Origin of the sequence: Bradyrhizobium erythrophlei (assembly GCF_900129425.1) — a bacterium.
GTDB lineage: Bacteria > Pseudomonadota > Alphaproteobacteria > Rhizobiales > Xanthobacteraceae > Bradyrhizobium > Bradyrhizobium erythrophlei_C.
In genome coordinates this window covers 549,649-572,675 of the sequence record NZ_LT670817.1, presented here as the reverse complement: position 1 = coordinate 572,675, position 23,027 = coordinate 549,649, and the positions used below count along the sequence as shown (strand labels likewise).

At 59.5% G+C, this 23,027-nt stretch carries 22 protein-coding genes and 1 pseudogene; 16 read left to right on the top strand and 7 right to left on the bottom strand.

What is annotated here, in order from left to right:
- The first annotated feature begins 31 nt into the window (after positions 1-31).
- The 9 genes from B5527_RS02730 (at position 32) to B5527_RS02690 (ending at position 8,421) form a co-directional block, all read left to right on the top strand.
- Positions 32-1,006: an MBL fold metallo-hydrolase gene (locus B5527_RS02730; protein WP_079599922.1), complete on the top strand. Its 975-nt coding sequence runs from the start codon at positions 32-34 to the stop codon at positions 1,004-1,006.
- A 76-nt stretch (positions 1,007-1,082) separates the two neighbouring features.
- Entirely contained in the window at positions 1,083-2,195 is a 1,113-nt protein-coding gene (locus B5527_RS02725; RefSeq protein WP_079607006.1) for a cytochrome-c peroxidase, read from the top strand.
- A 112-nt stretch (positions 2,196-2,307) separates the two neighbouring features.
- On the top strand, positions 2,308-2,934 hold the full coding sequence (locus B5527_RS02720) for an FMN-dependent NADH-azoreductase (protein ID WP_079599921.1): 627 nt from the start codon (positions 2,308-2,310) through the stop codon (positions 2,932-2,934).
- 40 nt (positions 2,935-2,974) lie between these two features.
- On the top strand, positions 2,975-3,205 hold the full coding sequence (locus tag B5527_RS02715; RefSeq protein ID WP_079599920.1) for a DUF2798 domain-containing protein: 231 nt from the start codon (positions 2,975-2,977) through the stop codon (positions 3,203-3,205).
- A 187-nt stretch (positions 3,206-3,392) separates the two neighbouring features.
- Positions 3,393-5,045: a malonate decarboxylase subunit alpha gene (gene mdcA / locus B5527_RS02710; protein WP_079599919.1), complete on the top strand. Its 1,653-nt coding sequence runs from the start codon at positions 3,393-3,395 to the stop codon at positions 5,043-5,045.
- 15 nt (positions 5,046-5,060) lie between these two features.
- Positions 5,061-6,329 (top strand): malonyl-CoA decarboxylase, encoded by a 1,269-nt coding sequence (locus tag B5527_RS02705; protein ID WP_079599918.1) that lies wholly within the window; start codon positions 5,061-5,063, stop codon positions 6,327-6,329.
- Positions 6,330-6,472: 143 nt separating this feature from the next.
- The gene (locus B5527_RS02700) at positions 6,473-7,252 is read left to right on the top strand and encodes an alpha/beta fold hydrolase (protein WP_079599917.1); all 780 of its coding nucleotides are present in this window, start codon (positions 6,473-6,475) and stop codon (positions 7,250-7,252) included.
- A gap of 40 nt (positions 7,253-7,292) precedes the next feature.
- Positions 7,293-7,718: an OsmC family protein gene (locus B5527_RS02695; RefSeq protein ID WP_079599916.1), complete on the top strand. Its 426-nt coding sequence runs from the start codon at positions 7,293-7,295 to the stop codon at positions 7,716-7,718.
- A 304-nt stretch (positions 7,719-8,022) separates the two neighbouring features.
- Positions 8,023-8,421 carry a tautomerase family protein gene (locus B5527_RS02690; RefSeq protein WP_079599915.1) on the top strand — a complete coding sequence of 133 codons (399 nt, stop codon included), beginning with the start codon at positions 8,023-8,025 and terminating at the stop codon, positions 8,419-8,421.
- A 592-nt stretch (positions 8,422-9,013) separates the two neighbouring features.
- On the opposite strand, the gene B5527_RS02685 is transcribed toward B5527_RS02690, so the two are convergent.
- Positions 9,014-9,202 carry a hypothetical protein gene (locus tag B5527_RS02685; protein ID WP_079599914.1) on the bottom strand — a complete coding sequence of 63 codons (189 nt, stop codon included), beginning with the start codon at positions 9,200-9,202 and terminating at the stop codon, positions 9,014-9,016.
- 458 nt (positions 9,203-9,660) lie between these two features.
- Here B5527_RS02685 and B5527_RS02680 point away from each other — a divergent pair.
- Positions 9,661-9,928, top strand: a pseudogene (locus tag B5527_RS02680) (hypothetical protein).
- A gap of 1,226 nt (positions 9,929-11,154) precedes the next feature.
- On the opposite strand, the gene B5527_RS43335 reads toward B5527_RS02680, so the two are convergent.
- A complete protein-coding gene (locus B5527_RS43335) occupies positions 11,155-11,664 on the bottom strand; it encodes a hypothetical protein (RefSeq protein WP_154071967.1) in 510 nt (169 codons plus the stop codon).
- A gap of 37 nt (positions 11,665-11,701) precedes the next feature.
- Entirely contained in the window at positions 11,702-12,202 is a 501-nt protein-coding gene (locus B5527_RS45660) for an integrase core domain-containing protein (RefSeq protein ID WP_197689265.1), read from the bottom strand.
- 594 nt (positions 12,203-12,796) lie between these two features.
- Between B5527_RS45660 and B5527_RS02660 the strand changes: the two genes are divergently transcribed.
- Both B5527_RS02660 and B5527_RS02655 read left to right on the top strand, forming a co-directional pair.
- Positions 12,797-13,165 carry an ABC transporter substrate binding protein gene (locus B5527_RS02660; RefSeq protein ID WP_172842458.1) on the top strand — a complete coding sequence of 123 codons (369 nt, stop codon included), beginning with the start codon at positions 12,797-12,799 and terminating at the stop codon, positions 13,163-13,165.
- Positions 13,166-13,418: 253 nt separating this feature from the next.
- The gene (locus B5527_RS02655) at positions 13,419-14,399 is read left to right on the top strand and encodes an ABC transporter substrate-binding protein (RefSeq protein WP_172842457.1); all 981 of its coding nucleotides are present in this window, start codon (positions 13,419-13,421) and stop codon (positions 14,397-14,399) included.
- A 254-nt stretch (positions 14,400-14,653) separates the two neighbouring features.
- Here the strand turns inward: B5527_RS02655 and B5527_RS02650 are convergent, their stop codons facing one another.
- Positions 14,654-15,877 carry an NAD(P)/FAD-dependent oxidoreductase gene (locus tag B5527_RS02650; RefSeq protein ID WP_079599911.1) on the bottom strand — a complete coding sequence of 408 codons (1,224 nt, stop codon included), beginning with the start codon at positions 15,875-15,877 and terminating at the stop codon, positions 14,654-14,656.
- 155 nt (positions 15,878-16,032) lie between these two features.
- Positions 16,033-16,857, bottom strand: a complete 825-nt coding sequence (locus B5527_RS02645; protein WP_079599910.1) for an IS5 family transposase — start codon at positions 16,855-16,857, stop codon at positions 16,033-16,035.
- 821 nt (positions 16,858-17,678) lie between these two features.
- Between B5527_RS02645 and B5527_RS47295 the strand changes: the two genes are divergently transcribed.
- Positions 17,679-17,837 carry a hypothetical protein gene (locus B5527_RS47295; RefSeq protein ID WP_338065120.1) on the top strand — a complete coding sequence of 53 codons (159 nt, stop codon included), beginning with the start codon at positions 17,679-17,681 and terminating at the stop codon, positions 17,835-17,837.
- Between the two features lie 82 nt (positions 17,838-17,919).
- On the opposite strand, the gene B5527_RS02635 is transcribed toward B5527_RS47295, so the two are convergent.
- Both B5527_RS02635 and B5527_RS02630 read right to left on the bottom strand, forming a co-directional pair.
- Complete coding sequence (locus B5527_RS02635; protein ID WP_079599908.1) at positions 17,920-19,080, bottom strand: IS30 family transposase; 1,161 nt, start codon at positions 19,078-19,080, stop codon at positions 17,920-17,922.
- A 333-nt stretch (positions 19,081-19,413) separates the two neighbouring features.
- On the bottom strand, positions 19,414-20,115 hold the full coding sequence (locus tag B5527_RS02630; protein ID WP_154071966.1) for a Crp/Fnr family transcriptional regulator: 702 nt from the start codon (positions 20,113-20,115) through the stop codon (positions 19,414-19,416).
- Between the two features lie 711 nt (positions 20,116-20,826).
- Here B5527_RS02630 and B5527_RS43330 point away from each other — a divergent pair.
- From B5527_RS43330 to B5527_RS47290, 3 genes are all read left to right on the top strand, one after another.
- Entirely contained in the window at positions 20,827-21,063 is a 237-nt protein-coding gene (locus tag B5527_RS43330; protein ID WP_154071965.1) for a hypothetical protein, read from the top strand.
- Positions 21,064-21,391: 328 nt separating this feature from the next.
- Positions 21,392-21,547 (top strand): hypothetical protein, encoded by a 156-nt coding sequence (locus B5527_RS43325; protein ID WP_154071964.1) that lies wholly within the window; start codon positions 21,392-21,394, stop codon positions 21,545-21,547.
- Between the two features lie 645 nt (positions 21,548-22,192).
- On the top strand, positions 22,193-22,996 hold the full coding sequence (locus tag B5527_RS47290) for an HWE histidine kinase domain-containing protein (protein WP_338065089.1): 804 nt from the start codon (positions 22,193-22,195) through the stop codon (positions 22,994-22,996).
- Positions 22,997-23,027 lie beyond the last annotated feature (31 nt).

Genomic DNA, 23,027 nt, shown 5'->3' with positions numbered 1-23,027 from the left:
ATATAATACAACTAACAGATGGAGAACAGACATGCTCATGCTTGACCGCCGGATGCTCCTGCGTGCCGGCTCTACCGTCGTCGGGGCCGCCGCACTCGCCCCGACAGCTCCCGCTCTGGCCCATGCGCCCCAAGTGGGCAAGCATGCGCAGCCTGGGTTCTACCGCTTCAAGCTCGGCACCATCGAGATCACCGTCGTCAGCGACGGCACGCTCGCGTTCCCCGCCGAAACGCTGTGGGGCGATCGGGCCGACGACGCAAGAGGCCTGCTCACATCCACGTTCCAGCCATCCAGCCCGGTGGGGCTGCAAATCAACACCATTCTCGTCAACACCGGCGACAAGTTGGTGTTGATCGACGCAGGCTGCGGCGTCGACAAGTTCCAGAACACGAACGGCAGGTTGCTCGGCAACCTCGCCAGCGCGGGCTACGCCCCGGGCGATATCGACATGATCCTGTTCACTCACTGCCATTTCGACCACCTGTGGGGTATCAGTGACGGCAAGAACGCGTCGCTGCTGTTTCCCTCCGCCGAATTCGTCGCCAGCGAGACAGAGGTCGCCTTCTGGAGCGACCCCGAACTGCCCGGCAAAGTGTCCGCCAAGCAGCAGCCGCTGGTTACCCAGGCGAATCTGAAATTGGCCAGCCCCCGGCTGCGCCTGATCAAGGCCGGAGCCGAGGTAGCGCCGGGCGTGACCACCTTCGACACCGCCGGTCACACGCCAGGCCACATGTCGGTGCATATCAGTTCCGGCAGGCAAGAAATGCTCCTCACCGGCGACGTCGTAGTCGACACGGCGATCAGCTTCCAGCATCCGGAATGGGCATTCGGATTCGACCTTGACGTGCCACGGGCAACTAAGGCGCGCATTGCCTTCCTCGACCGCGCAGCGGCCGACAAGACGTTAGTCGGTAGCTACCATCTACCCTTTCCTGGCTTCGGGCACGTAGTGCGCGAGGGGAGCGGCTACCGGTGGCTGCCGGCAGATTGGCAGTGGACGATCTAAAGGCCGCCCGGGCGGGGGCGTTGCTCCCGCCGGCCTCATAACCGCTACGCAGAAAAATCAATCCCGGAGTCCGATGATGAAATTACAGACACTTGCAGCGCTGGCCGCCGGCATTGCGCTGACGGGCGTTGCATTCGTGCTCGCGATCGGCGCTTTCGATACCAACCATGCGGCTGCGCGTGCGGCAGATGTCGATGCCGACCTTCTCAACAACGCCCGCAGCAACTTCCATCCGTTACCCAAGGATATGGCGACGCCCGAGTTCCCGATCACGCCTTCGCGGGTTGAACTCGGCTGGAAGCTTTTCTTCGATCCGCGAATCTCCGTCGACGGGACCGTGAGCTGCGCCCGCTGCCATCAGCCCGCCCTCTATGGCACGGATGGCCTGCCGAAGGCGCGCGGCGCCCATGACACGCTGAACCCGCGGAACGCGCCGACCATTCTGAATGCCGCTCTTCAGTTCAAAGCGCATTGGCGGGGCGATCGCGAGAATGTCGAGGACGAGGCGAAGCAGGTGCTGATCGGTTCGTTCAGCTTCATCAATCCCGACTATGCGAGCGCGCTGGCCCGCATCAAGGCTATTCCCGGCTATGCCGATCTATTCCGGAAGGAGTTTCCCGGGGATCCGGACCCGGTCACGCCGGATAACTGGGCCAAGGCGATCGGCGCGTTCCAGCGCACGCTCGTGACGCCGTCCCGATTCGACGCCTTTCTCGCGGGCGATGCTCGGGCGCTCTCGCCGGAGGAGCGCGCCGGGTTACGCAAATTCATCGATACCGGGTGCAGCGCCTGCCATAACGGCGCGGACGTCGGCGGCGGCAGCTTCCAAAAGTTCGGCGTCGCCGAGGATTATTGGACCGCGACGGGGAGCCCGCAGCCGGACAAAGGCCGCTTCGACGTGACGCACGATCCGCAGGACACTTACGTGTTCAAGGTGCCGAGTCTGCGCAACGTCGCGATGACGCCCCCCTATTTCCATGACGGCTCGGTGCGCTCGCTTCCTGAGGCGGTGCGAATCATGGCCAAGGTGCAGCTCGGACGGGCTCTCGGCGATCAGGATACGGCCGACATCGTCGCTTTTCTCGGGAGTCTTACCGGGAAGCTGCCGCAGAGGTTCGTCGACGCACCAATCCTGCCGGCATCCGGCTTTGATGTAAGCAAAACGGAAGCGCCTCAGCAGCAGCGGTAACCTGCTGGGGCGCCGCGTCTCCCCCTCAGACCGTCGCTTGTCCACCTCAACGGGACATGTTGTCGGCTACCAGCTCGAGGCCTGTACATCCTACGTGAGAAGGGCAACGAAAATGAATCTCTTGAACATAGTGACCTCGCCGCGAAAGGAAAAATCTGCGTCCACCGCTATCGTCAATGCATTCCTCTCGGAATTTAGAGAGCACGTTCGTGACGTTACAGTTGACAGGTTGGATATTTGGCAAGAGGGACTTCCCGAGTTCGACGCGGAGGCAATCAATGCCAAATACAAAGGTGTCTCCGGCGAATCGATGACGCCGGTCGAGACGGCAACATGGGAAAAGATCAGGGAGTTGGCCTCTCGCTTCCAACGGGCAGATCGCATCGTTCTGGGCGTGCCGATGTGGAATTTCTCTTTCCCCTACAAGCTCAAGCAGCTGATTGATCTGTCTTGTCAAAGAAACATGCTGTTTACGTTCGACGGAGAGTTCTATGGACCGTCGTTGAGCATTGATAAGGCTTTCGTTGTGTATGTCAGGGGACAAAGCGACGAGGCCGGCTTTAAAACTGTCTCTCCGCCAGGCTTCGAATATCTCAGCGGTTACGTTGAATTTTGGCTGCGGCTCATAGGCGTCCGCAGCGTCGTAACTCTCACCGTCGAACACACTTGGGACGGCCGCGCGGTCGACATGATCGACGCCGGAAAGAGACAAGCGGTAGAGCTGGCGAGGCAATTTTGATTGTTGCCCAATACCTCAATGCAAAGGCTCCGAGAGACGCATGGAAGGCAAAAATAAGATTTGTCTTTCCAGTCGCGATCACCGCCATTATCGCTTTTGTCGTGAGCGGGGGTTGACGTTCTTCAATATCGGCTGGCGGAATGATTTTGTGGTGCGATGGAGGTCCGCCTTCGCCATCGGCTGGCCGATCGCGGCCAGCACCGCTCATCTCGCGATCCCCTTCGCCCGCAGCCTCACCCAGCGCATCGTCGCCGCCATCGAAAGGACCTGAGCAGCTCCTTGCGGGACGGCTTGACGTCGTGTTCGCCAAGCGTCTGCTCGGCACTCGCACGGCACGGACGCTTGAAATTCAGCATACAATTGATCCTGTTTCCCGATCAATCATATTATAAAATATCGTTTCTATAATCAATGATGGCCTCCTAATTTCGCTTCAAGGACAGCGAAGGAGATTCATCATGTCAGGCACGTCACGACGCGGAGCAGATCGCGCCTCCCGTCTCGCACGGGCTGCCGCGCTCAACGGCACGAGCGGAAAAGTCTGCCCCGCCGACCGCGCGACGCTGTTGCTCGAAGCCATCATCGAGCCGGGCGACCGCGTGACGATCGAAGGCGACAATCAGAAGCAGGCGGATTTTCTCGCCTCAGCCCTGGCGAAGGTGGATCCTGCGCGGGTGCACGATCTGCACATGGTGCAGTCGGTGCTGGCACTGCCCGACCATCTCGCCGTGTTCGAGCGCGGCATCGCGAACCGGCTGGATTTCGCTTTCGCGGGACCGCAGAGCCGCAAGCTCGCCGAACTGGTCGCGAACGGGACGGTAAAGATCGGGGCGATTCATACCTATCTCGAACTCTATGCTCGTATGCTGGTCGACCTGACGCCGCGCGTGGCGCTGATCGTCGCCGACAAGGCGGACCGCAACGGCAACCTCTACACAGGCCCCAATACCGAAGACACGCCGACCATCACCGAGGCGGCGGCGTTCCGCGGCGGCATCGTCGTCGCGCAGGTCAATGAGATCGTGGACCGGCTGCCGCGGGTCGACGTGCCCGGCGACTGGGTCGATGTCGTGGTGCCGAGCCCGAAGCCCTATCTGATCGATCCGCTGTTCACGCGCGATCCCGCCAAGATCAGGAACGAGAACGTGCTGATGGCGATGATGGCGATCGCCGCGGTCTACGAACCCTACCAGGTGCGGCGGCTCAATCACGGCATCGGCTATGCGACCGCGGCGATCGAACTGATCCTGCCGACCTACGCCGCCCAGCGCGGACTGAAGGGCAAGATCGCCAGTCATTTCGTGCTGAACCCGCACCCGACCCTGATCCCCGCGATCGAAGCCGGCTTTGTCGACAGCGTCTATTGCTTTGGCTCCGAGTTGGGCATGGAACGCTACGTTTCGAACCGCGCCGATATATTCCCGGTCGGCGCCGACGGCAATCTGCGGTCCAACCGCGCGCTCGCGCAGGTCGCCGGACAATATGCCTGCGACCTCTTCATCGGCGGCACGTTGCAGATCGACGCACAGGGCAATAGCTCGACGGCAACAAAAGGCCGGATCACGGGCTTCGGCGGCGCGCCGAATATGGGCGCCGACCCGCGTGGCCGCCGCCACGACAGTCCCACCTGGCTGCGCGCCGGTCAGGAAGCGGGCGAGACCCTGCGCGGACGCAAGCTTGTGGTGCAGATGGTGCAGACCCATCAGCCGAATGGCGCACCGAGCTTTGTCGAACGGCTGGACGCGTTCGATCTCGCAGCCTCGGCCGGTTTTGCGCTACCGCCGGTGATGATTTATGGCGACGACGTCACCCATGTCGTCACCGAACGTGGCGTGGCCAACCTTTTGCGCTGCTGGTCGCCGCTGCAGCGCGAAGCCGCATTGCGCGCCGTCGCCGGCTATACTGAGTTCGGCAGGCGACAGTCGGGCGAAATAAGCGACAGCCTGCGCCGCCGCGGCATCGTGATGTTCCCCTCCGACCTCGGCATCGACGTCAATACCGCAACCCGCGACTGGCTCGCGGCCCAAACCATCGACGACCTCGTGACGGCGTCAGGCGGACTCTACGTGCCGCCGGCGAGATTCCACCCGGCCACGGTCCCCCACGGTTGAGGATAGGAAGCAACTATGACCCCGAACACGCAAACCTCAAATGGCCTGGCCAACTCGAAGCCCGCGCCGGTCGATCGCGTGAAACAGCTCGCAGCGACACTGCTGTCGGAGCGCGGCGAGGCGTCCGGCGCGCAGGTCGCGCGCGAACTGCACCACGTGCTGCGCGCCCTCGATGTGGACGACCGGCACAGCTTCCAGCGCTATCTTGGGACGGAGTTTCAGCCCGACAAAGCGGTACTGCGCACGGTAGCGGAGCGTTATCTCGCAAACACCACGGCGGAAGCCGCGGCCGCGCTCGCGCAGGCCGCCGATCCACCCCGGCAGGAGCTGTTGCGGCGCATGAACATGGCGCCCGGAGGCACCGGCGCGCTGATCGCGATGCGCAGTGAAATCTCCGCACATCTGCACGACGAGCCGGAATTGAAGCTGCTCGACAGCGACCTCAGGCATCTCTTCGCCTCCTGGTTCAACCGCGGCTTTCTCGAACTGCGGCGGATCGACTGGCAGTCCCCGGCGGTGGTTCTGGAGAAGCTGATCGCCTATGAGGCGGTGCATGAGATCAAGGGCTGGGACGATCTGCGGCGGCGCCTTGCGCCCGACCGCCGCTGCTTCGCATTCTTCCATCCCGCGCTTCCCGGCGAGCCGCTGATCTTCGTCGAAGTCGCGTTGGTAAAGGGACTGGCCACCGCCATGCCGCCGCTGCTCTCACGGGAGACGGATGAAGAGGCCGCACGGACACAAGCTGCGCGCGCCGACACCGCGATTTTCTATTCGATCTCCAACTGCCAGGATGGCCTGCGCGGCATATCGTTCGGCAATTTCCTGATTAAACAGGTGGTCGAGGAGCTACAGGCAGAGTTTCCGCAACTGAAGCGCTTCTCCACCCTGTCGCCGGTGCCAGGCTTCCGGCGCTGGCTCGCGGAAGGAAGCGATTCCGACACCGCGTTGTTGCCCGAACTTGAACGTGACGGCTGGTGGCATGACTTAGCGAAAAGCGAGAGGCTGCGGCCCGTCCTGATGCGGTTTTGCGCGCTGTATTTGACGCGGCAGCCGTCACCCGGAAGCCGTATCGACCCCGTAGCGCGCTTTCACCTCGGCAATGGCGCACGGCTCGAACGGATCAATTGGTTCGGCAACAACGCGCCACGCGGCATCCAGGAATCCTTCGGCATCATGGTCAACTATCTCTACGACCATGACAGCATCGAGGACAACCACGAGGCCTTTGTGCGTGATGGGACCATCGTGCGATCGTCCGATGTCGACGCACTGCTCGAACCTTGAGCCCATGCAGGTCGCTCGCACCAGGGCGACAGAAAGGCGGTGAACGGCGACACGCCATCGAAATCTCGGACGTCCGGCGACGCTCTGCGCCGCCCACACGATGCAACCAGACATTCCCACCTAACCTTGAAGGAAGAGATATCATGATGATGAACAGACGCGCTTTTTCCGCCGCCCTCGTGACGGGTGCCGCAGCTTCGCTGATCTCCACACGTGGTATGGCCGCAAATTCAACTCCAGTGAAGGCGAAGAACGTCGTGCTCGTGCACGGGCTGTTCGCCGACGGCTCATGTTGGTCCGAAGTGATAGCGCGATTGCAGGCGGCGGGGCTCAACGCGACGGCCGTGCAAAATCCGCTGACGACGCTGCCTGAGGCGGTGGCTTCGGCGCAGCGGGTGCTGGCGCGGCAGGACGGCCCGATGGTGCTAGTGGGTCACTCCTTCTCCGGAATGATCGTCACCGAGGCCGGTGTGCATCCGAACGTCTCCGCGCTCGTCTATGTGGCGGCGCGCGCGCCGGATGCGGGCGAAGACTACACGGCCCTGGCAAAGACGTATCCGACGCCGCCGGCGTCGGCTGGGATCGTGTTCGACGGCGATGAGGGGCGCCTTTCTGAGGAGGCTTTCCTTCGCGATTTCGCGGGGGATCTGCCGGAAGCGAAGGCCAGGGTGCTCTACGCCGTGCAGGAGCCGTTCCACAAGGCCCTTCTCACCGGCAAGACGACGCACGCGGCCTGGCGATCGAAGCCGAGCTACTACGCGGTTTCAACGGAAGACCGCACGATCAATCCGGACCTTGAGCGCTTCATGGCCAAGCGGATGAACGCCAAGACCATCGAAGTGAAGGCCAGCCATCTCTCGCTGATCTCCCATCCCGACGAAATCACGCGACTGATTCTCGAGGCTGCGGGACAGCAAGCCTGACGAGCCCAGCACGTGCACAGCACGAAAGGAGCAAGGAGCCATGAAACGCTTTGGATCTGCCGCCTGGAACGGCGGCCTGCGTGAAGGCAAGGGCTCGGTCTCGACCGAGAGCCACGCGCTGGAAACCTATCCCTACACGTTCTTCAGCCGCTACGGTGAAAGGCCAGGCACCAATCCGGAGGAGCTGCTTGGGGCGGCTCACGCCGCCTGTTTCACCATGTCGTTCGTCAGACTGCTCGGCATGGCGAACTTCGTGCCGGAGCAACTCGACAGCAAATCGGAAGTCGTCATCGACAAGGACGGCGATGGCTTTTCCATCAGCTCGGTCCATCTCACCGTCACCGCGATGATACCCGGCATCGACCAGGCCGCGTTCCAGTCAATCGCCGAAAAAGCAAAGGCCGGTTGCCCTGTCTCCAAACTGATGAAGGTCGAGATTGGCTTCGGCGCCACCCTCGTCTCGTGAGTCTACGCTGAAGAGGCGCGCGGCAGTTCGCCGCGCTGCGCGCCTCTTATTAGAGCGGGATGAGATTAGGCTTGGTCGTATCCGGCACTGGTGAAGTAGTTTGCGCACTCAGCGAATGTGACTGTGTCGAGGATCGGACCGATGGCATTTTGGGCCCCACCCTATCACGGACTTAGCCACATCGGCCGACCACTTTCTATTTGACATACCAGTAGCTCAAATTGCTGGCGGCTAAGGCGTCGGCGCACTCGGCGCACTCGGCGCATCAACGCAATTGGTACATCCTAAAGCGTGGAGACTGGAGATGCCGTTTGTAACCTTCAGCGTCCGGCGCGGCCTCAGCGCCGCCGACAAGTCCCGCTTATCGGAGGCAATGTTAGAAGCCCAGGAGGCCGCCGGCTATTACCGAGCCGACCGCTTTCACCGCTTTCTCGAGGTCGACCAGGATGACCTTCTGGTAGATCCCCGCTTCTCCGACTACGCAACGGACAGAACCGATCGGTTCATGGTCGTTGAGGTAGTCATCTCCAGCGGGAGGCCGACAGGAACCGCCGCCACCATTGCGGACGAAGCGGTCAGACTGTTCGGCGAGCGCCTACACTTCGCGCCTCAGGACATCCTATTCGTCTTCCACGAGGTGGAACCGAACTTCCCGCGCTTTCCTGCTGCGTCGATCAGGCGAGAGGCGACCGCGGATGCCTAAGCCGCCGAAGCGCGACCAGCTCGTGGAGGCAACGAAAGAGCTACTCTGGGAAGTGGGCTACTAGGCCATGTCGCCTCGCGACATTCAAGCCCGAAGCGCCGCCAAGCCCGGCAGATCTGATGGCGGCCGTAAGGCCGCATTGTGAGGCAACGGTGGGTGCAGCCATCCCCGATAGGGATAGCGAATATTGCCATAGGTACTAGCTGGATCGGTTCTTAACGCGGATCGGTGGCGAGTCCGATCCCAGGCCCGTTGCTGCTAAACTTGGTACGGCTGCAATACTTGTAGTCCGTTGCTGGCACTTACCCGACATTGGCAATTTGCGAATGTCCGCTTTGCCATAAGCGGCCGTTCACAGCAAACAACAGCTGTTTGTAGGCTTTACGAGTTGCGCTGAATTCCCCGATGGAAATCCCTTTCTGGACCTCCGGCTTTTACGGGGCTTGCGAATGGTGAAATCAGCTACAATGACGTCGCGCCGCTCATTCCGAGTCGCAATAAGCCCCATCATCGGATTGCTGCCAGGATTGTGGCCACCTCTCGAGACGGGCGCGCTGCAGACCATATTGTCATCGAGTCGGCGGCATTGGACCTAGCGCCGGTGGCCTAGACGAATCCCAAGCTTAAGCGCCTTCTGCCGCAACGAACCCACACTGCGCTTCGTAAGCTTCGCAATTTGCACGACGGGTGTTTTCGCCTTTGAGTGCGCACGCAATTCCTTCACATCGGCTCTGGTGTATTCGCGACGCACGACAGTCTTCTTCTTTGCTTTTTTAGGCACTTAGTATTCCTTGGTTGTGAGGCGGCCTTAGTACCACAGATAGCCTGAGCAGCAACCGTCATCAGCTTCAACGCCGAGCCCATGGCCGCTTCTTGTCCCCACAGCTGCGCCACGCGGCAGTAGCAAACATGTCACGATACTCCTTGTATGAAGACATTTGCAGGTATTGTCCTTGCCGCTCTGGCCAGCGCGACTCATCGGTTTTCGCAAGACACACACCGCTTCCTGCATGAGATAACCCGTGAACACGACCCTGGCCGCCTCTTCCTAGGGTTTCTTGTCGACAATGTTCGGCGCGGACGGTGGGCTCGACAGTGTTGTCGAGGCGGTAGAGTGCATTCGGAACGAGGTGGACTCCATTCTGGTACCCTGAAGAGGCCGTGCAGATTCTCGGTTCGACGTTCCGGATCGGAGAAGCCGGCGACGCAGTATCCTTCTTGGCGCAGGAAGGCTTCTCGATCCTGATGATGAAGAAGCGGCGGCCGGCGATCCGGACGCTGCAGGGCTGGGCGATCTCGGTGTTGCTGGATGCCGGCGCCATCCGCGAGTGCGAGGAGCACGGCTGGATGAAGGACTGTGGTGACCCGGATGCCCGCGAACGCGCCCCCCGCCGCCGCCCGCCAGGATCCACCGTCCGGCGTCTCTCCGGACGAGGCAGCCTCTGCGGTGGAGGACGTACTCGGCTCAATCGGCGACATGTGCCCGGAGTGCCCGCCCGATCTCTGACGCTGGGCGGCGGTGTTGGCCTAGTGGTGCGGCACAGGCGCGTCTAGCTGTTCGGACTCCAGGCGGTTTAGCGCCTCGTTTATTACCTTGAGGGCTTGCTCGATTTCCGTGCGTTCTATGGCGCCAGGCTCTTTCTGCATGCGATCGAGCAGGCCTTGCTTCCGCTCGAGAAGTTCTCCGGCCCTGGACATTTGGCAACCCCGACACTGCCGCCCCGGCGTAAAACTAGCGCCGGGCGACTTCCTGGTATGCGGTCAGCGACCGTCGGAATACCCAACGGTCGCGTCTCGCCACTTGCTTTTGGAATCTCGACCCGCCGCACCGGCGACGGAAAGTAGCTCCCTGACAACAGCCGATTTCGGAGCTTGTAGAGGTTGCCCGAAAGGCTGGCTGTTAATCGCTTGGGGTCCCGACGCCGATCGGCACGATATGTCTCTGATCCACATGTCATTGGAGGGGGCATGCTTCGGCGCCGATTTACACTCATCTCACGGCATGAGAACAGGTGACGACGAACACCGTGCGGCTGCATTGCCAAGCCGCTCCCAAAATCGGATCGGAGACGGCGTGCGGACGGCCGACTGCGATTGCGCTGCCGCAGCCGATTAGGACCAAGCCTGTAACGGCAATCATTCTCAACCTTTGCCAACTGAATTCCATGGGTGTAGCTCCCAGAAATCATGTGTCGACCAATAAGCCTCACTGGCCGTTCTCTGTCACAAGAGACTGAAGAGGCGATCTTCTTCCACCAGGTAAAGCCAGTGAGAAGCAAAGGGCACGGCGGCGAAGCGGATTAGAGCGGATCAGCATCACGCCCTTCCCCCGCCCTCATCGCCTCGTAACTCAGTCGCCCAGCCTGCCGCATCACCGTGTGAGCGTGTTGCCATAGTGCCTGGCGCGCGCATGCTGCTTAGCAGCCGCACTCAACGATAAAGAGACTCTGCCAGCTGGTGCGAGCGCGTACGCTGTCCGACTTGAAGCTGACCCGACCCCCAGGCTCTGGTAAAATGCCAGTAAACCAGGCTCCTGGACAGCTTGTTGTGCGATTGCTGGGGTCGTGATTGCCGCCGACAGAGCTGCGGCTATGCTGAAACGCTTGAAGTTGGCCATCGCCTATCTCCGTTGGATTGGGAAGAATGGGTGTGCACCTCACGAGCCACACCTCAATTACCAGTGCGTTACACGAAGTAGAAAGCCTGCGCGCCCAGTCAATGGAATTACGACCGTCATATCACAACTTGGTCGTGATCAAACATAACAAGCGCGAGATGGATTTGATCGCCCGAGCTTGGCGGTTCGTCGGTCAGCGCCACATCCTTCGCTGTTACGCCCGACGTACGAAGCGGGAGTTTTGCAATCCCATATTGGAAGAGAATGATCTTCTTATGAGGCGCTGCGATCAAGCCGGCACGATCAACCGTGTAGCGGCTACCTGCCATACGGCTTACCCGATCACTTTTTGCTGAGTTGTCATTCTGATCTTCCTGTCCCTGTCGCAAATTCAATCCGCTGGCGGTTGATCGAGAATCGCGCGATGCTGCCGCTCGATGTTGGATTTGTGCAAACTGATCTTTGGGACGGTGATCGATCTGGTACGGTCGCGCGCAACGCTCGAGGCAGAGGTTGTGGTGCTGAGGCAGCAAATCAATGTGCTTGCGGCGTGCCAGTCCCAACAGACGTCCATTTGGGGCGATTGACTGGCTGATATTGGGAGGCGTCTGCGGATCGTTTCCCAAGAGTTACGATGCACTTGCCATTGTGTGTACCGAAAACTTAAGCTCGGGCGTAATGGTGGTGAAGTCCGCCAAGGATGGCGCGTGAACTGATCACACCAGTTCGCTGAACCGGGCGAGAAACCGGCGCATCCCTGTTCAAGGATCGATGCGTTCTGACGCTATTATAATAGTCGGCGTAGGATTTCGGGACCCGACGCAAATGCACCTCGCCCAAGACAATGATGTGGTCCACACACTCACGCCGGATCGATCCGATCAACCTTTCGGCAAAGCCATTCTGCCAGGGCGAGGCCGGTGCGGTGGGCTCGTCCCGGATGCCCATGGCGCGCAATCGGCGCATGACGACGCTGCCATAGATCCGGTCGCGATCGCGGATCAGGTAGTGCGGAGCCTCATCCCAAGGAAATGCCTCCGTTATCTGACGTGCAACCCTTTCCGCCGTCGGATTCGCTGTGACGTTGATCCAGACGGGGTCTCTGCGGTCGAGCCGGACGATGACGAAGGCATAGAGCAGGGTCGAAACCGATAGTTGGAACAACGAACAGGTCCATGGCGGCAATGTCCGCCGCGTGGTTACGCAAGAAGGTCCGCCATCCCTGGCTGGGCGGCCTCCGTCGTCTGACCATGTACTTGGCGACGCTCGACTGCGCGACCTCAAACCCGAGCTTGAGCAGTTCGCCGTGGATGCGTGGCGCGCCCCAAAGCGGATTCTCAATGCTCATCCGCCGGATCAACGCGCGCAGCTCCGTGTCGATCTGCGGTCGCCCTCCCAATGGGCGCGACTTCCAACGCCAGTAGCAGCGAAAACCGGCCCTATGCCAACGCACGAGCGTCTCGGGCCGGATGATTGTGAGAACCTGCAGGATTGACGGAAACCAGCGATACAGCTGGATCAGGAACCAGCGATCATTGTTCGTAAGCCGGACACGGCCACGCCGCCTACGCCTCAAGACAATCAACTGATGTCGAAGCACCGCGTTCTCAGCCTCGAGCCGCAGCTTCGACTCGAATGGCGAGGCCAGGACGGCCAGAGCGAAACAGAGTAGCCCGATCATTCGGCCAGCTTAGGCGATTCCATGACGTCATCAACTCGGATAAGGTTTTCGGTACACACACCAGTTCCGAAAGCGACTTGCCAACGGCTTTCGACACTCTCGTCGAACAAAAGGCCGGCGCGCTCATGGTCCTTTCGGACGGATTGTTTAACAACCGGTCCGGTAAACTCGCCGAATTGGCTGCCCGCCACGCTATCCCCACAATCTCTTCTTTCCACGAATTCGTGGTAGCAGGTGGCCTGATGAGTTACGGCGCGAACACAGCAGCGCTTTACCGTCAGGTAGGCATCTACACCGGCAGGATTCTTAATGGGGAGAAGCCAGCCGACCTTCCTGTTATGCAGCCAACCAAATTTGACTTCGTGATTAACCTCAAGACGGCGAGGGCAATGGGCCTGGAAATGTCGCCAACTGTCATTGTGCTCGCCGACGACGTGATTGAATGATAACGACTTCCGGTTTTGGCACGAAGCTGCCGAGCGGGGACGTCCGCAATACGGTCGCTATCGGGGATAGACCAGACATGATGCGGACAGCCCAATTCGGTCGAGAATGACCCCTTAGCGGATATGGTTAGTGCGCCGTCGATGCTGGTTTCCGGAGATGAAGCGGACTTTGGGTAGGACGACGCAGCCGTTTATCACCTAGAAAAGGCTCGATCCGATGGATATGATGGCGCGTCTTCAGCGGAGGCCGGATATGAGACGGCGCGATTTCATTGCGCTGGCTTGCGGTACAGTGATTGCTTGGCCGATAGCGGCGCGCGCGCAGCAAGGCGAGCGCGTCAGGCAGATCGCTGTGCTCTCGGAATTTTCCGAGGCACAGATGCAGCCGCTGGTCCAGGCGTTTTGCAATCAATTGCAGTGGCAGGGCTGGAAGCCGGACGCGTTGCGGATCGACCTGCGCTTTGCGATCGCGGATGCCGCGCAATTCAAGGAGACGGCGGCGGCGATTGTCACGACCCATCCCGATCTCATCGTGGCGCTCGGCTCACGCGCGCTGCGGGCGCTGAAAGACGAAACCCGGACCATTCCGATCGTGTTCACGCTGGTGGCCGATCCCGTGGCGCAGGGGCTGGTCAAGAGCCTTGCCAGGCCGGACGGAAATTTCACCGGCCTGACCAACTACGAATATTCCTTTCCGGGCAAATGGGTCGACGCGCTCAAGGAGATCGAGCCGCGCATCAACCGTATCCTGCTCCTGGTCAACCCGCAGAACTCAGGGACGTTGGCGCTGGCAAAATCGGTCGAGGCGATGGGGGCTGAATATGCGGTGGAGATGGTGTCCGGCCCGGTGCGGACCGTCGCAGACATCGAAACCGTCCTGGATCAATTTGGCGCGGGCGTCGACCGCGCAGTCATCGTTTTCCCGGATGGTCTGGTCGTCAACAATCGCGCGATGCTGATCGAGCGCATCAATCGCGCACGCCTTCCGGCCGTATTTCCATTCCGCTCGTTCACCCAAAGCGGTGGACTGCTGTCCTGGGGGTTGGATTTCGTCGACGTCTACCGGCAGGCCGCCGTCTACGCCGACCACTTGCTGAAGGGAGAAAAGCCTTCGGACCTGCCGATCCAGGCACCCAACAAATTCGACCTGTCGATCAACCTGAAGACCGCGAAAGCGCTCGGCTTCAACATGCCGCCCACCTTGCTTGCGGCCGCCGACGAAGTGATCGAGTGAGTCTCGCCTACTTCCGGTTTTGGCACATTTGAGACATGCCGATGCAGTCGAAGCATGTCTGCGGTTGAGGGATCAACGGACCTAAGTCGGACGCGGCCCGAGGTCTGAAAATGAACCCCAAAGGCGACATTGGCGCGGCTAAGCTGGACAGGACGCTCAGCATCCGGCAGTGAAACGGCTATGACGTTAGAGGTCTTGCAAAGCGAATTGATAGAGCGGGTAAACAGGTTTGGACCGAGTACTCCAAAGCTCGTTTATGCCTGCGGCGTCCGCGACGTCGGCGGTGCCTGGATGGTAGGCGCGGCCGCCGCGAGAAGATCCGAACGGCTACGAGTTCGCGGCGGATAGATACGCTCGCGGTTGATAATCTGTTTGGTCATTTTGGCGGACGCGCCGACCGCATGCACCTGGCGATCCCATCCGACGGTGTATAGAGCGCCCCAGGCGCCGAGATCGAGCACGGTTACATACGAGTCGATCTGAAGAGGGAGCATAGGCAAACTGAACAGATCAGCCACCACGTTGTGTCCCGCGAACCGGCCCATGGGTCTGGCGAACTGGCAAGACATCACTGTCAAATGAATGCCATCAATTACGCTCGAAGCGACATCGCCGGCGGCGAAGACGTGCCTCAGTCCGGTGGCTCGCATAAATCGATCCACAAGGAGGCGGCCATGGCGGTCACGCTCAGAAGCAAATGCCGCGCCAACTGGGCTGGCCTGCATACCGGCGCACCAAACTACTGTTCTTGCCGAGATGAACTCGCCCGAGCTGAGCTTGATTCCGTTTGCTTGGACCGAGATCACCGAGACGTTCAGTCGTGTTTCGACGCCAAGCGCCGAAAGGGCACCATGGATTGTCTGGCGCGAGTGTTCCCCGATGGTCATGCCAACATCCGCATTTGGATCAACGAGTACAATGCGACGTTGGCCTGAGAGGTGTGCCCGGTCCAGCTTGGCGGGCATTTCGGTCGCGACCTCGATGCCGGTAAATCCAGCACCGACCACCACAACCGTGGAGCGCCCCTCAGAAGGCGCCTGCTTACCAAGTTCCTCTAGATGAGCATCGAGTCGGGCGGCCGCCACATATGTGTCTACGTCATAGCCATGGACTGCTAGGCCGGGAATCGCGGGTCGCACCAATTGGCTGCCGAGCGTCAGCACAAGTCGGTCGTAAGTTAGGCACTGCTGGCCGACGGCCGTTTCAACCGCTACACGCCGAGCGGATGGATCGACCGCCTGGACTTCCGCTCTCATATGATTGACTCCGATCGGATCGAGCACATCGGCGAGCGGAATGGTGACGTCGCTTAGGTCGACTTCGTAGTTGCGAACTCGGATGTTGCGACAGTCGTTTCGATCCACAACCAGGATTTCAACCTCCGAGGCTGCCGGACCGATTTGATCGATTTTGCGTGCCGCACCAATAGCCGCCCATAGTCCGGCAAACCCAGCGCCAAGGACCAAGATGCGTTGCAACGCCCTGCTCCCAAATCTATTGTTCGTCAGCGAACGCCCCAGATTACCATATTAGACAGACCTGCGCTGCCCTCAGGGAAGAAGGTCCGCCAATGGCACGAAACGGACATGTCGGGGTGGCCTGAGAGTCTGACTCAAAATAAGTCATTGGCATCTCAGGTTCTAGCCAAACGGCGGGAAAGGAGGCGGATACTTGCGATCAAGACCCAGGCCTCCGCACTGGCGATGGTTGCCTCGAAGTCTTTGGCCAGTCTACGATTGCGTCCGAACCAAGCAAACGTACGCTCGACGACCCAACGTCGAGGCTCGGCTTTGAATGTTCCAACGCTTTGCGAGCGGGTGACGATTTCAATCGTCCACCGGCCCAGATCAGCGATTGCATCGAGCAGCTTTGGACCACGATAAACACGGTCAGCGAAGATGTGGCGCAGGTTGGGGAACAGGCGGCCGATGATTCGCAACAGCGGGACTGCACCATGATTGTCTTGAACGTTGGCGGGATGCACCTGCACAGCCAGCAAAGATCCCTCAGTATCAGTGACGATATGACGCTTGCGTCCCTTGACCCGCTTGGCCATATCAAACCCGCTTGGACCCCCACTTTCCGTGGTTTTCACACTCTGGCTGTCGATAACCCCAGCGGATGGAGTGGGTTTGCGTCCTTGCCGTTCGCGCATTCGCCGGACCAGCGCATCGTTGATCGTGCGCCATAAGCCAGAACCGCGCCACCTGTAGAAATAGTACTGAACCGTCGAGCATGGCGGAAAGTCCTTCGGCAGCGCTCGCCATTGGCAGCCGCTGGCTCCAATGTAGAGGATTGCATTCATGATCACGCGCAGGCTGATTTCGCGGGGACGACCGTGCCGCGATCGCGCAGGCATCAACGGCTCGATCAATTTCCATTCCTCATCCGTCATGTCGCTTGCATAACGCAGTCCGTCGCGCCGATATTGTTCGCGGGTGATTTCAGTCCAACACATGTTGTGCTCCTCTCGGGTCTTCGCAAACACGAAAGAATCACAACGGACTGGAATCACTCAACTTTCTTTTTCGGTCAGGCCCTCAGGATGTCTGGTCTTGGGAGGCAGAACGGACATGCCGCTCAAGCCGGACCACTTCCGTTCTTGACCCCATTTCGGAAATCAGCTTCCGATCCGGCAATAAATTTGATATTAGTTTCAGCCCCGTCAAAGTTCGCACTTTGGAGGCGAACAGGAAGATGATCGCAAAGGATACTGAACGTTCGCGCCTATGGGAGAGCGGACATGCCAGTCCAACGGGGCCACTTCCGTTTATGACCCAGGTCATGAGCGTATTCGGGAACGAGGTTGATGTAGATCAACACTTGATGATGTGCATCGTCGATACCGTAAAAATGATGCTCGCAGTCTCTTCGCCAGAAATAAGCAGCAAAGGTTAGTCAGTCGTTCAATCACTGATATCATATGGAGACGCGCAAATGAGTAAGCTTGTCTCGGTAGGACTGATCGCCGCGGGCCATGTTCGCTAATCCGGCCATGGCGGCGTGGTACGACAAAAACGGCGCAGTCATCCCTGCCTCCAGCGTCGTTCACTGCATCCGGGCTCCAGACGTTGGCCAGTTTGCCGGAGGTCCGTACAATAAGCCTCCCTGCGAACCTGCAACCTGGCGCTGAGGCGCGCCAGGTAACACTAAAAAGCGCGTATGGGTGGGCGAATCCGGCGCTGCCTTCTTCGACCTCTACACCGACCCGCGCGAAGAGAGCGGCAAGATGCTGCCAACGTTCCCTGCGAAGGGAATGTTCGATGTTAGGACGGTTCGCTGACGCTGTGCGCTGGCGCCAAATCGCCGGGCGTAGACAGAGAGAGGAACTGGCTGCCCGCGAGTGGCCCGTTCTCGCTTTACATTCGCGCCTACTGGGCGGGGAGCCCTATCCTCGATGGTCAGTGGAGACCGCAGCTTGTCAAGCGAGTACAATAGGGCAGTTAACTACGGCGTGCGCGACGTGGTTCCGAGATGCGAACGAGGACGATATATCGAACGTCGGTTGTTGGCAGCCGGCTCAACCGGTCGATGCAACACAGGCGTTAAATCTCTCTGCTGGGGTTTCAAATTGCATGGTCTTACGCGGCCGTTCGTTAAGCTGGCGAGCCACTTTGTTCAAGTGGGCTTGCGAGTGCACCGACAAGTCGGTGCCCTTCGGGAAGTATTGTCGCAGCAGGCCATTGGTGTTCTCATTCGACCCGCGCTGCCACGGGCTTTGCGGATCGCAAAAATAAACGTCGATGTTGGTCGTCAACGTAAATCGTCGATGATCCGTAAGTTCCTTGCCCCGGTCCCAGGTTAGCGATTTATACAGTTCGGTCGGCAGCTTTCTAGCTTGCTTGATGAGCGCGGAGACGACCGATTGGGTGTCTTTGTTGGCCACCTTTGCTAACATCACGTAACGGGTATGACGCTCGACCAAGGTCGCGATATAGCTGTTCTTCGAACCGGACAGCAGATCGCCTTCCCAATGGCCAGGCACCGCTCGATCTTCAACTGCTGCCGGGCGCTGACGGATCGAGACGGGATCCTTGATTTGTCCCCGTCCATCGCCGTGAAGACCTGCCTGTTTCGATCGACGGATCGTGCGCTTCGATCGAAGATGGCAAAGTAGCTCTTTCTTAAGCACTCCGCGAGCTTGAACAAAGAGACTGCGATAGATCGTCTCGTGTGACACCTGACAATTCTCATCTTCAGGATGGGCTCTCTTAAGCCAGCCGGCTATCTGCTCGGGTGCCCAATTTAATCTCAGCTTGCTGGTTACCGCCTGTCGCAACCCGGGATTAGTCGCCAACTTGCAACGTTTCGGACGGCGGGCTCGGGCCCAGGCCTGGTCATCCGCCAGAGCCGCTCGGTATCGATCATAGCCGCCATTCCGGCTAATTTCTCGGCTCACCGTCGAAGGCGAGCGGCCCAGCATCTTGGCTATCGATCGGGCTGATTGATGCGCTGTAATCCCTCTGGAAATCTCCTCCCGCTCCGAAAGCGCCAATGCCAGCCTTGAGCGATGCCTTGCTGCAGGACGGATGCCCCCGTGCGGGGCCACCTGGAAATAAATCGACGATGACGGCTTCCCAAACGCTCGCCCGATCCCCTTCAAAGACTCCCCGCGTTGCCAGCGATCCCATAACTCCGTCTTCTCGGCCGTTGTAAAACCTCGACGAAATCTCTGTTCCATCGTCTCACTCCATCTTTTCCCTCTAAGATAAAGTGTTGCATCGACCGGTTGAGCCCACCGCACTTAACGGACGTAAACAGCCGAGCTGCCGATGTCGGTTCATCAAGGTAGAGCAGACATCACCGTTCCGCTGGCAGTCATCCGACGCAGCCTGCGTGCGACGAAGGTGACGCTGGCTCCGACCGATGACAGCGCGTTGAGAATGAACCGATAAGGTCCATCCGAGACGGCACCCTCATCGCTGCGCGGGGCACCGCGCGTCGATCTGCACCTGTGTCGTGCGGTGCGACAGCGGCCGACGAGCGAACGCACCAGCGGGCTCGGCTGCGTGGATCAGTTCACCGACGTTTGCTCCCGCAAGGTCTCATAGCATTCGCAGGACAAGGCTTTGACCGCTTCGAGATCGATGATCTTGATGAGGCCACGCGAACAAACGATTGCACCAGCCGCCTCCATTTTAATGGACGTCTCCGTGACCGTCGTGCGGCGAACCCCGAGCATCTGAGCGAGAAATTCGTGCGTGAGCATGATCGTGTCGCTCTCGGCTCGGTCGCGGGTTTGCAACAGCCACCGGCAGAACCTCGCCTCGAACCGATGCAGCGCATTACACGCCGCGCCGATCCGCGCTTGTGTGAGCAGACCCTCGTTACTGCGTAGACAAAGATCGGCAATCGCTTTGCTGGAGGAGACTGCCTTCCTAAATTCGGTTGAGGCGATCTTTCTGGCGAACATCGGCAGTTGGGCGATGACTCTCACCTGCCATTTACTGGGGCCAATTCCGGGCATAGGGCCGACGACGCCTTCGCACCCCACGGTGCCGGTCTCGATGGCCTTGCCATCGCGCATGACGGCCAGCAGCGAGACCGCGCCGGACATCGGGAAATAGACGTGATCGACATCGACGCCCGGCTCGCAAAGGACGGTACCTTGAGCGAATTTCATTGTTACGAAATGTGGAATGAGAAACTGGAGGTCTTGAGGCGGAAGTTCCGCCAGCAACTTATTGCTGCGCGGGTCCGGATCGATTGCATGCACGGCTCATTCCCCCTGTCGATCTAGGACTGATACCTGCGGGGATAGATGTGCCGTCCGAGAATCGTCGCCCCCGCGCCTTTTTTAAAGGTAAGCCTACACAACCAAGGCTCGGGTTTGTCCTGCGCTATCTTGTCACTGCTCCGATGCCAACGAGGCTATGCGGGCTATCTGTCCTTATCTGGATGCAGGCAGGCGGGTACGGGTCGTCGCAAAGTCGCGTCGCCGGATCGGCGTCGGCGATCTCAAGATTGTCGTGGTGCTGGCGGGGTCGCGTCGTGCCGTAACAGCGTCGAAGGGCAGAACGCACCAGCGGCCTCCGCATCGGCGAGCTGGGCGAGATCGAATCGGTAGCCGGTGAACGAGATCGTCTTGGTGCTGGTCGGGGCGCGCCGTCAGGTCGGAGGCGACGATAAGGCCCGGTGATTGAGGCGCGTTCGACCAGGGCCGCTGACATCGCCCCGACAATCACGACCAGCCACACTGACGACGTCCGTTCGTCGGGGTAAGGCGGACATCGCGGCTGCGCTGGCCGTCACCCGATGCAGCCGACGCGTCAAGGATGACGCTGGCTCTGGCTGATGCTGGCGAGTCGCGGCTGGACCGATATCCGGCGACCCGGCGGTGTTCTATCACTGTCACCATTGGATCGGTATTCTATGCCCGCTGATCGGCGACGTTGAGTAGGCGTGAAGATAAGCGGGATACCTCACCATGCTGCGCAGCCAGCAGCGCCAAGAAGCGGAGACCAACGAGAGCAACACCGGCCTGCTCAAGGGAAGCGAAATTGAACCGTGGCCACCCGATGGCGATGGCGTCGCAGGACGACTGACATCCGCTTGCCGCGCGCCTTCATTCACCGAAAGTTCTGGTTTCTCTCGGCCTGTTCCTATCGGTGCCGGGGTACTGGCCCCTTTCCATTATTCGGATAAGGGATTGGTCCCTTTTTGAAAAAGTGAAGTGCCCCCTTTTGAATTTAATCGACTACCGGACATAAAGAGAATTTGCTGCTTCGATCTCCGCCCCGCCTTCGGACTTTTATCGGTGACTGAGAGTGTTGCGCTCCCGCCCGTTGCCAGGAGCCAACTATGCCGCGCCTTCAACCCAAAGCCCCATTTGAGCAACGCCTCGCGCAAGAAGCGCTTCGTGTCAAAGAGAAAATCAAATTCCTCCCTCACGGCAGGGAGCGTGAAATTTTGTCCCGCAAGGCTCGGCAACTAGAGACCGCTTTGCAAATCAATGAATGGGTGTCGTCTGCCGGACTTAGGCCGCCCGAGTAATGGCCCATCGTCTGGAAGTTCTCATAGTGATTCAGGCGGAAATCCAACATTGCCGCTTTCTGGCCGATCACATGCCGGACCCAAAAGCGGCCGAGCGCGCGCGCCAGTTGGCGGACGATTTAGAGCGTTGGGCGCGCGAACTGGATTTGGAGTGACTCCGGCTCGCAATAAGGCCGCCTCAGCTGGCGGCCTCTTTCATAGTCCGGTACTGGCCTGTTTTGACCCTCAGTGGCCTAATTTGAAATGAGCAGTGGCCTGTTTTGGAATCCCGCCGCTATGCGCTGCCTGCCGGGCGTAGTGATCCGGAGCCTGCCCGCTAGGTCCGCCATGTAACCAAGCTCAATCAGCCGGGCGCTGTGTTCGGCGGGGATTAACGACGGCGGTTCGAGCACAGCGCACCGTATTGCCGACTGTAAGGAGGGACGCAAACTCTTCGCGACTGAGCATTTTCGACTTTGGGGGCCATCACCCGAGTATGGCCCGTTCCGTGATTGTAGCGTGATCAACTTTGCTCAGATCGACGAATAATCTAGCCATCAACGCAATGCACCGTGGGCGGAGAGGTGCTTTTCAACGCGCTTGGCGTTGCCGTAGCAGACCATGACATCGCAATCGGCAGCGTAGCTGACCGATGTCTGCTTTCGGGGGTAAAACACGACCATTTTAGACCCGGAACGACAAGTGAGCAACATAGCTCACACTCCCTTGCCGCCCTTGAGCTACAAGCGGCTATAACACTCCTTCATAGGCGACGGCCGCTGGCGCGGTAATCAACGGCTCCAAGGGAAAGCAATAACAATATGGTTTTGCACCAACCTACGGCCAAAGTTCTCGTTGTTGAAGACGAAATGATGTTGCGGATGTGTGCCGTAGATATCGTAGAAGACGCGGGTTTTATGCCTGTTGAAGCGGTGAACGCCGACGACGCCCTCGCTATTCTTGAATCAAGGTCGGATATCGATCTTCTTTTCACGGATATTCAGATGCCGGGAACTATGGACGGCCTGAAACTGGCTCACGCTGTCCACGCTCGGTGGCCATCTATCAAAATCATGTTGGTGTCCGGTCAAGTGACTCCGACCGACACCGAAAGGCCGGTTAACAGCCGCTTTTACGGAAAGCCGCTTGAAGTGAAAAAGATGATCGCGGAATTGCAGGAAATGTTGGGGGAAGGTATCCTGAGGATCATACCTGCCGATATCTCAAAACTTCTCGCAACCATTCCAAGCGCCAAAACGTCTCACCATGCTGGCCCGGCGGTATCGAAGAGTCACACTTCTAACGAATTATTGACGGCAGAGAACGACAGCCTTCGCCTATTGCTTGAGCAAGCAGGCATCGACGCGCAAGTTTTGCTGGCTCAGGCGGGCATCGACGCCAGGGAACGTGAAACTGCCGACAAGTTGCAGAAACTCATTCTGGAAGAATTGCACCACCGGATCAAGAACACGCTGGCAACCGTAAGCGCCATTGCCTCTCAAAGCCTCCGAACAGCGACGAGCCTTGAGCACGGCCAGCACGCCATCAAAGGCCGTTTGATCGCGCTTGGTCGAGCGCACGACCTGCCTTTTGCAGGCGCGATGGGCCAACGCCGACCTGGCTAATACAATACGAAGTGCGACAGAGCCTTATGAC

Bases quoted from the DNA above. Each gene is read 5' to 3' on its own strand.
- B5527_RS02730 (WP_079599922.1), top strand. From the start codon at position 32: ATGCTCATGCTTGACCGCCGGATGCTCCTGCGTGCCGGCTCTACCGTC.
- B5527_RS02715 (WP_079599920.1), top strand. From the start codon at position 2,975: ATGGAAGGCAAAAATAAGATTTGTCTTTCCAGTCGCGATCACCGCCAT.
- B5527_RS02690 (WP_079599915.1), top strand. From the start codon at position 8,023: ATGCCGTTTGTAACCTTCAGCGTCCGGCGCGGCCTCAGCGCCGCCGAC.
- B5527_RS02695 (WP_079599916.1), top strand. From the start codon at position 7,293: ATGAAACGCTTTGGATCTGCCGCCTGGAACGGCGGCCTGCGTGAAGGC.
- B5527_RS02635 (WP_079599908.1), bottom strand. From the start codon at position 19,080: ATGGAACAGAGATTTCGTCGAGGTTTTACAACGGCCGAGAAGACGGAG.
- B5527_RS02720 (WP_079599921.1), top strand. From the start codon at position 2,308: ATGAATCTCTTGAACATAGTGACCTCGCCGCGAAAGGAAAAATCTGCG.
- B5527_RS02725 (WP_079607006.1), top strand. From the start codon at position 1,083: ATGAAATTACAGACACTTGCAGCGCTGGCCGCCGGCATTGCGCTGACG.
- B5527_RS47290 (WP_338065089.1), top strand. From the start codon at position 22,193: ATGGTTTTGCACCAACCTACGGCCAAAGTTCTCGTTGTTGAAGACGAA.
- B5527_RS02645 (WP_079599910.1), bottom strand. From the start codon at position 16,857: ATGTGTTGGACTGAAATCACCCGCGAACAATATCGGCGCGACGGACTG.
- B5527_RS43330 (WP_154071965.1), top strand. From the start codon at position 20,827: ATGCTGCGCAGCCAGCAGCGCCAAGAAGCGGAGACCAACGAGAGCAAC.
- B5527_RS43325 (WP_154071964.1), top strand. From the start codon at position 21,392: ATGGCCCATCGTCTGGAAGTTCTCATAGTGATTCAGGCGGAAATCCAA.
- B5527_RS02700 (WP_079599917.1), top strand. From the start codon at position 6,473: ATGATGATGAACAGACGCGCTTTTTCCGCCGCCCTCGTGACGGGTGCC.
- B5527_RS02655 (WP_172842457.1), top strand. From the start codon at position 13,419: ATGAGACGGCGCGATTTCATTGCGCTGGCTTGCGGTACAGTGATTGCT.
- B5527_RS02705 (WP_079599918.1), top strand. From the start codon at position 5,061: ATGACCCCGAACACGCAAACCTCAAATGGCCTGGCCAACTCGAAGCCC.
- mdcA (WP_079599919.1), top strand. From the start codon at position 3,393: ATGTCAGGCACGTCACGACGCGGAGCAGATCGCGCCTCCCGTCTCGCA.